Annotated in this window: 1 protein-coding gene; it reads left to right on the top strand. The window is 68.8% G+C overall.

The genetic code is table 11. The annotated features are described in order from the left end of the window. The first annotated feature begins 263 nt into the window (after nucleotides 1–263). Nucleotides 264–1,463 carry an IS110 family transposase gene (locus ACFW5B_RS35215; RefSeq protein ID WP_386449192.1) on the top strand — a complete coding sequence of 400 codons (1,200 nt, stop codon included), beginning with the start codon at nucleotides 264–266 and terminating at the stop codon, nucleotides 1,461–1,463. Nucleotides 1,464–1,486: the final 23 nt, after the last annotated feature.

A 1,486-nucleotide genomic window follows, 5' to 3' on the forward strand; every position in this document is an offset into this window, starting at 1 on the left:
CCCCGTTATGTTCTTCGCGGTCCTGCAAGAGGGCCGCTGGCCTCCGGGCCCGGCATGACTGTCTCCCCCTGTCGAACCGATGACCTGGGGGGTGGTGTCACCGGGCCCGAGAGGCGCCGTTGGAGACGCTGATGAGAGGTCCGACTACCGCCCCGCCAGGCGCAATGCCCGGCAGCACGCGGGCGGCAGGTCTGCATAACGTGGATGCGCGCACGACGCCAACGCCCAGGCCAGCACGCACGACATCCGTTCGGGAGGACGGCGTGAACGACAGCGAGACAGGCGTCTTCCTCGGCCTGGACGTCGGCAAAACGAACCACCACGGCCACGGACTCACCCCGGCCGGCAAGAAGATCTTCGACAAGCAGCTGCCCAACACCGAGCCGAAGCTGCGAGCCGTCTTCGAGAAACTGAAGACCAAGTTCGGTACCGTCCTGGTGATCGTCGACCAGCCCGCCTCCATCGGCGCCCTTCCCCTGACAGTCGCCCGGGACACCGGTTGCAAGGTCGCCTATCTGCCGGGCCTGTCGATGCGGCGGATCGCCGACCTCTACCCCGGCGAGGCGAAGACCGACGCCCGCGACGCCGCCGTGATCGCGGACGCTGCCCGGACCATGCCGCACACCCTGCGCTCGCTGGAACTCACCGACGAGATCTCCGCCGAACTGACGGTGCTCGTCGGCTTCGACCAGGACCTCGCTGCCGAGGCCACCCGCACCTCCAACCGGATCCGCGGCCTGCTCACCCAGTTCCACCCGTCCCTGGAACGCGTCCTCGGGCCGCGTCTGGACCACCAGGCCGTCACCTGGCTGCTGGAACGCTACGGATCCCCGGCCGCCCTGCGAAAAGCCGGCCGCCGCAGACTCGTCGAGGTGATCCGGCCCAAGGCCCCGCGCATGGCCACGCGGCTGATCGATGATGTCTTCGAGGCACTCGACGAGCAGACCGTCGTGGTCCCAGGAACCGGCACCCTCGACATCGTGATCCCATCCCTGGCCCGCTCGCTCGGCGCCGTCCACGAACAACGACGGGCCACGGAAGCCCAGATCAGCGCCCTGCTGGAGGCACACCCTCTTTCCAAGGTCCTGACGTCGCTGCCCGGCGTCGGCGTCAGGACCGCCGCCACCCTGCTGGTCACCGTCGGCGACGGCACCGGCTTCCCCACCGCCGCCCACCTGGCCTCCTACGCCGGCCTCGCGCCGACCACGAAGTCGTCCGGGACCTCGATCCACGGCGAACACGCGCCACGCGGCGGCAACCGCGTCCTGAAACGCGCGATGTTCCTGTCCGCGTTCGCCGCCCTGCACGACCCTGCCTCCCGCACCTACTACGACAAGTGCAGAGCCCGAGGAAAGACCCACACCCAGGCACTTCTCCGCCTGGCCCGGCAACGGATCAACGTGCTCTTCGCGATGCTCCGCGACAGCACCTTCTACGAACCCCGAACCCCACGCCTCGCTTGACGAAAGACATAGAGGCACCCCCC

This window comes from Streptomyces sp. NPDC058773 (genome assembly GCF_042746015.1).
Lineage (GTDB): Bacteria > Actinomycetota > Actinomycetes > Streptomycetales > Streptomycetaceae > Streptomyces.